The organism is Microcystis sp. LEGE 08355 (genome assembly GCF_015207185.1).
Classification (GTDB): Bacteria; Cyanobacteriota; Cyanobacteriia; order Cyanobacteriales; family Microcystaceae; genus Microcystis; species Microcystis panniformis.
The window spans coordinates 1-3,682 of record NZ_JADEXI010000468.1 but is presented as its reverse complement, the minus strand read 5'-3'; the positions used below and the strand labels follow the sequence as shown (position 1 = coordinate 3,682).

Below are 3,682 nucleotides of genomic sequence, written 5' to 3'. Positions count from 1 at the left end.
TAATTAACGTCCAAACTTGATTTTTTTGGGTTCCTTCCAGCTTTTCTAGTCTTCTATCCATCCCATCGACTTTCTCAGTTAGTTTTGCTTGTCCCACCTCTAGCTTAGTTAGCCGTTCGTCGATTTTGTCAAATTTCTGGTTAAAATCCTTCTGTAGGCTATCAAATTTCTGGTTAACATCCTGTTGCAAGATATCGATTTTTTGGTTAACTTCCTTGATGCTGTCTTTAATTTCCTTGAGGACGGATTCAAGACTATAAGTAACGGTTTCGTTAGACATTTTGGTAACATCCTTGGGAGTAATGATAGTACAATAATTTTATTTTAATCCTAAATCTGGTTATTAAAGACTGATTACCTAGCATTTATTATTATGGTAATATTTCTAAGGATTACCAGAAAAGAAAGAGCGCCAGGCTGCCGTGCCGATGGCTCCTCCTAAAAGGATAATTAACGTCCAAACTTGATTTTTTTGGGTTCCTTCCACCTTTTCTAGTCTTCTATCCATCCCATCGACTTTCTCAGTTAGTTTTGCCTGTCCTACCTCTAGCTTAGTTAGCCGTTCGTCGATTTTCTCAAATTTCTGGTTAATATCCTGTTGCAAGGTATCGATTTTTTGGTTAACTTCCTTGATGCTGTCTTTGATTTCCTTGAGGACGGATTCAAGACTATAAGTAACGGTTTCGTTAGACATTTTGGTAACATCCCTGGGAGTAATGATAGTACAATAATTTTATCTTAATCCCAAATCTGGTTATTAAAAACTGATTATTTATTGCCTCTCCTGATATGTAGTCTATACTCAACGGATTTAGTATAACTATCTCTGCCATTAATTTTGAAAAATGCTATAAATTTCCTCGGCAATATTTCTGCTACCTCCGGACTCTCCCACTCTAATTTTGCCATTTTCTAAACATCTGTGTAAATAACGAGAATCTGCCAAAATATCAATAATTTTAACCGCGGCATTTTTAAATAAATTTACCTCCGTGGGTTTCTGTCCAATAGTTATCACCGATTCCCCTAATAAGCGCATCTGTGCCTCAGCAAAAGGATAGGTAAATTGGGGACCAAATCCGGGTATTTGTAGGACGGGTTTTCCTAATCCCACCGCTTGTTCTACTGCTGTACCCGCCATGGCTAAACAAGCGTCACAATGGTGTAGAATATCGGCAAAAGCATCACGATAACAGCACAATAAAGCCCCATTTTTCTCTAATTTTCCCGCTCCTAAATAATGCCATCCCTCTTGTTTAGCTAAATTTTCTAAGTCGGTTTCTCTGATACTAGGAACGATAGCAGCCCGAAACTGCATCGGTTTAATTTTAACTATTTCCTCACAGACTTGTAACTGTAAAGCCAAATTACTCAAAGCTTCGGGTAAACGACTCCCCGGTAATAAAGCAATCATGGGAATTTGACTATCTAATTCTAAATCTTTACCCGTTGGTGTTAAGACATCCATAATCGGATAACCGGCAAAAATCGCTTTTTTAATACCCCGATTTTCTAGGTCTGTTGCTGTATATTTATCCCTAGTGAAAACCCTTAAACACTTGTCTGATCTTAAACATAATTCTGTCAGTAAAGGTAATTTAATTGTACCTTCGTAATAACTGGAAGTAGAAACAATAAAAGCCACAAAGGGACGACCGGTTAAACGAGCGATCGCAATCGGCACGATATCCCCCACTGCTATCAATAAATCACAATCCTTGCTAACTTTAAAAGCTGCCTGAATTTGTTTAATAGTTAGACCGATTAATCCCGCACCAATATCCTTAATCCAATTCAAAGGATTGGTATAAATAATTCCCCCCGATGGCATAGTGGCAGTGGGGGCAATAATTGGTACTGACAATTTTTGATAAGCTTTTCCCTCTCCCACTAAAGGCAAAGCAGCTATAGATAATTGGGGCTGAATTTTTTGTAATTCCCCCATAATTAAACTAGCATTTAAATCCTCACCATGACCATTACTAAGAAATAAAATCTGTTTAAGCATCGATTTGTTATCCTCTATATTTCCTGGCTGCCAAAGAAACTGCCACCGTCACCGATTTGGCTTCTATTTGCTTGCTTACTAGCAAAGTATCGCCCATTTTTAAAGCGGCAGCTTCAGCGACGCTAGGGGTTCCTTCTTTCTTGTTGACAATAGCCGAGGGATTGGGGACATTAATATCTCTCAACTCCTCAGCAGTAAAGGTTTTTAGTGGCAATCCTTGCTCTTGACAATAGGCAATTAAACCCCGTTCATTAGCTTTGATGTCAAGGGTGGCGATACCGGCAATAGCGGCTAAAGAGAGGTGATAACGCTTAAAAACATCCCTAATTGCCCTATCTATGACCGTTTTCTCCGTCCCACGGATGCAACCTATTCCTAGCCATAATACTCGTCCATGGTACTGCACTTTTGGCCCGGAAGGATCGGGGTAAAAACCAGGTTGGTTAAAACCAGTCCACAGGGGACCTATCCCGATTAAATCGATTGCGGGTGAGTGGAAAGTAGGGGAAGCGCTAGTCATACAAGACTACAATATTTTTACCGGTTGAAATTGTTCGCCTTCGTCCAGTTGCCAAGCTTGTAAATCGATCGCTCGTCCTGAAACGACGGAGACAATTAAATAAGTATATCCTGACCAGGCTAATTGGCGATCAATTTCCGAGGGAATGGCGGCATGATCGGGATGGGAATGATAGATACCGATAATTTCTAGCTGGTTTTCCCGCGCCGATTTTTGAGCTTGTAAAAGCACTTCTGGCGCAATACTAAAGCGGTTTTTCCTATTACCTGACCAGTTATTTTCTGTGGTTTGCACGGTGATCACTTGGGCTGCTGTTTCGGTAATTTTTCCCAAGAGTAACCCACAACATTCTTCGGGATAGGTGGATTCTGCGTGGGTGAAAATACGCTGGGAAATTTGGTCTGTAATCAGGATCATAAGGGAAAATTTTCAAAACCTATTGATGTTAGTTTGCTTTGGCTATAGGGAACTTGAAAACTGGGTGCATCTCAATTTGGTCGAAATATCTATAGGACATTTTGTCCGTACGCGATGCGCCCCTACCATTGGCGCAATAATATTATTGTAGGGACTAATTGCCTTCGCTCTCTTTTAGTAACTTCTGCATCGCTGACTTAGGAATAACTTATTCTTGGCTGGTTCCAGCCAATGTTAAATTTATCTTATTGTCCCCTAACCTTTGCCACTGAACTGATAAATGTCGATCGATTTTCGCAATCTTAATACACTTTGGGGTTCTATTTTAGTCGAAACATTGGCCCGTTTGGGATTGAAGATAGGGGTGGTTTCTCCCGGATCGCGATCGACTCCTTTAACGGTAGCCTTGGCAAGACATCCCCAGATTGAAGCTATTCCCATCTTAGACGAGCGCTCGGCCGCCTTTTTTGCCCTGGGATTAGCCAAACAATTGTATCAACCGGTGGTTTTAGTCTGCACTTCTGGCACTGCCACGGCTAATTTTTATCCCGCAGTCATTGAAGCAAAAGAAAGTCATGTCCCTTTATTAATTCTAACCGCCGATCGCCCCCCAGAATTGCGTCATGCTCATGCCGGTCAGACTATCGATCAAGTCAAACTCTACGGTAATTATCCCAACTGGCAAGCGGAAATTAGCTGTCCTAGTGCCAATATCGAGCGTTTACGCTATCTCCGTC

The 3,682-nt window shown here is 41.0% G+C and carries 6 protein-coding genes; 1 reads left to right on the top strand and 5 read right to left on the bottom strand.

Features of this window, described 5'->3' with window-relative positions:
* The 5 genes from IQ242_RS19320 to IQ242_RS19300 form a co-directional block, all read right to left on the bottom strand.
* The coding region (locus IQ242_RS19320; RefSeq protein WP_193961078.1) for a DUF4164 family protein at positions 1-280 on the bottom strand (280 nt) is incomplete at its 3' end.
* A gap of 105 nt (positions 281-385) precedes the next feature.
* The gene (locus tag IQ242_RS19315) at positions 386-694 is read right to left on the bottom strand and encodes a DUF4164 domain-containing protein (RefSeq protein ID WP_072927289.1); all 309 of its coding nucleotides are present in this window, start codon (positions 692-694) and stop codon (positions 386-388) included.
* Between the two features lie 138 nt (positions 695-832).
* Positions 833-2,008, bottom strand: a complete 1,176-nt coding sequence (locus tag IQ242_RS19310) for a lipid-A-disaccharide synthase-related protein (RefSeq protein ID WP_193961077.1) — start codon at positions 2,006-2,008, stop codon at positions 833-835.
* Positions 2,009-2,015: 7 nt separating this feature from the next.
* Positions 2,016-2,528, bottom strand: a complete 513-nt coding sequence (locus IQ242_RS19305) for a cobalamin biosynthesis protein (RefSeq protein WP_193961076.1) — start codon at positions 2,526-2,528, stop codon at positions 2,016-2,018.
* 6 nt (positions 2,529-2,534) lie between these two features.
* A complete protein-coding gene (locus tag IQ242_RS19300; RefSeq protein ID WP_004162447.1) occupies positions 2,535-2,945 on the bottom strand; it encodes a Mov34/MPN/PAD-1 family protein in 411 nt (136 codons plus the stop codon).
* A 280-nt stretch (positions 2,946-3,225) separates the two neighbouring features.
* Between IQ242_RS19300 and IQ242_RS19295 the strand changes: the two genes are divergently transcribed.
* The coding region (locus IQ242_RS19295) for a thiamine pyrophosphate-binding protein (RefSeq protein ID WP_255520685.1) at positions 3,226-3,682 on the top strand (457 nt) is incomplete at its 3' end.